This window comes from Dietzia sp. HMSC21D01, from assembly GCF_001815995.1.
GTDB lineage: Bacteria > Actinomycetota > Actinomycetes > Mycobacteriales > Mycobacteriaceae > Dietzia > Dietzia cinnamea.
Genome location: NZ_KV824038.1, coordinates 1 through 2364 on the forward strand (window position 1 = coordinate 1; position 2364 = coordinate 2364).

The 2364-nt window shown below is 69.3% G+C and carries 2 protein-coding genes; both read left to right on the forward strand.

Annotated features, from left to right (window positions below):
- Nucleotides 1–270 precede the first annotated feature (270 nt).
- On the forward strand, nt 271–1794 hold the full coding sequence (locus tag HMPREF3086_RS13755; RefSeq protein ID WP_070722425.1) for an acetaldehyde dehydrogenase ExaC: 1524 nt from the start codon (nt 271–273) through the stop codon (nt 1792–1794).
- A 30-nt stretch (nt 1795–1824) separates the two neighbouring features.
- Nucleotides 1825–2364: DUF779 domain-containing protein (locus tag HMPREF3086_RS13760; protein ID WP_070722427.1), on the forward strand; the 540-nt coding region annotated here is incomplete at its 3' end.

Below are 2364 nucleotides of genomic sequence, written 5' to 3' on the forward strand. Positions count from 1 at the left end.
CCCGGGCGCGAGGACCCCGACGCCTGGCGGACCCTGGGGTCGCTGCCCGACCTCTCCCCGGCGGCGCGGTCCTCGGCCCGCTCCGTGCATCGGGTGTTGGACGACCGGCTGGGGGCCTGAGCGCCTCGTCGTCGTCGCCCCCGGTCCCTCCCTCGCCGCCCCTGCCTCGCCGCGCGGCGTGCAACGTCCGTGCAACCCTCCCGTCGATAGTGTTCTGCATCACAGTCGCCGACCGCAGGGGTCGGCGCGCGCAGACGAGAGGTGCCAGACATGACCGTCTACTCCCAGCCCGGTTCCGCCGACGCGGTGATGTCCTACGAGAGCCGCTACGACCACTACATCGGTGGCGAGTGGGTCGCGCCGGTCAAGGGCGAGTACTTCGAGAACGTCACCCCCATCACCGGCCAGGTGTTCTGCGAGGTGGGCCGCGGGACGGCCGAGGACATCGAGGCCGCGCTGGACGCGGCCTGGGCCGCTGCGCCGGCGTGGGGTGCGAGCTCCGCCACGGAGCGGTCGCTGGTGCTGCTCCGGATCGCCGATCGCATGGAGGAGAACCTCGAGAAGATCGCGCTCGCCGAGTCGTGGGACAACGGCAAGGCGATCCGCGAGTGTCTGGCGGCCGACATCCCGCTGGCGATCGACCACTTCCGCTACTTCGCCGGCGCGATCCGCGCCCAGGAGGGCGGCATCTCCGAGATCAACGGGGATACCGTCGCCTACCACTTCCAGGAGCCGCTCGGCGTGGTCGGCCAGATCATCCCGTGGAACTTTCCGATCCTCATGGCGGTCTGGAAGCTGGCCCCGGCCCTGGCCGCCGGTAACTGCGTGGTGCTCAAGCCGGCGGAGCAGACCCCGGCATCGATCCTGTTCCTGATGTCGATCATCGGCGACCTGCTGCCGCCGGGCGTGATCAACGTGGTCAACGGCTTCGGCACCGAGGCCGGTAAGCCGCTCGCGTCCAACCCGCGCATCCGTAAGGTGGCCTTCACCGGCGAGACCACCACGGGCCGGTTGATCATGCAGTACGCGTCCGAGAACCTCATCCCGGTGACCCTCGAACTCGGCGGCAAGAGCCCGAACATCTTCTTCGAGGACGTCATGGATGCCGATGACGACTTCCTTCAGTCCGCGCTCGAGGGCTTCGCGATGTTCGGCCTCAACCAGGGGGAGATATGCACCTGCCCCTCGCGTGCGCTGGTGCAGAAGTCGATCATCGATGACTTCACCGACCTCGCGATCGACCGGGTCAGGCAGATCAAGACCGGAAATCCGCTCGACATCGAGACGATGATGGGCGCCCAGGCCTCGACCGACCAGCTCGAGAAGATCCTGTCCTACATCGACATCGGCAAGCAGGAGGGCGCCGAGCTCCTCACCGGTGGTGGTCGCGCTGAGCTCGACGGCGATCTCGCCGGCGGCTTCTACGTGGAGCCGACGGTCTTCCGCGGCCACAACAAGATGCGCCTGTTCCAGGAGGAGATCTTCGGCCCGGTGCTCTCCCTGAGCTCGTTCACCGATTTCGACGACGCCATGATGATCGCCAACGACACCCTCTACGGTCTCGGCGCCGGTGTGTGGTCGCGCAACGGCACCATCGCCTACCGGGCCGGCCGCACCATCCAGGCCGGCCGGGTGTGGACCAACACCTATCACCAGTACCCGGCCCACGCGGCGTTCGGCGGGTACAAGCAGTCGGGCATCGGGCGCGAGAACCACCGGATGATGCTCGACCACTACCAGCAGACCAAGTGCCTGCTCGTGGGCTACTCGGGCAAGCCGCAGGGCTTCTTCTGATCGAGCGCTTCTTCCGAGAGGAGACCGGCCATGGACGACGTCTGCGGATTGCCCTCGGGCGGGAGCGTGCGCATCGCGGCACGGGCCCTCCCGCCCGAGGGGGCGCCGGCCGCGCTGCCGGCGCGCGTCGTGGTCACCGAGCCGGCCGCGCAGCTGATCCGCGAGCTGGTCGAGCGCCACGGGCCGGTGATGTTCCACCAGTCCGGCGGGTGCTGCGACGGTTCGGCGCCCATGTGCTACCCGGACGGGGAGTTCCGCGTGGGTCAGCGGGATGTCCTCGTGGGGGAGGTGGACCTGGCGCCGGGCGCCCGGGACGTACCGGCGGGCGACGACGACGAGGCGCGCCTGAACTCGTCGTCGTCGTCGACCCGGGTGCGCGTCTGGATCTCGGGCCCACAGTTCGACACCTGGAAGCACACGCAACTGGTGCTGGACGCGGTCCCGGGCAGGGGCTCGGGGTTCAGTCTCGAGAACCCGACCGGGAAGCGGTTCCTGTCGCGGGCCCGCACGTTCGACGAGCGCGAACTCGCCGCCCTCGAGGAGTTCCCGCCGGCGACTGGGGCGGGCCCG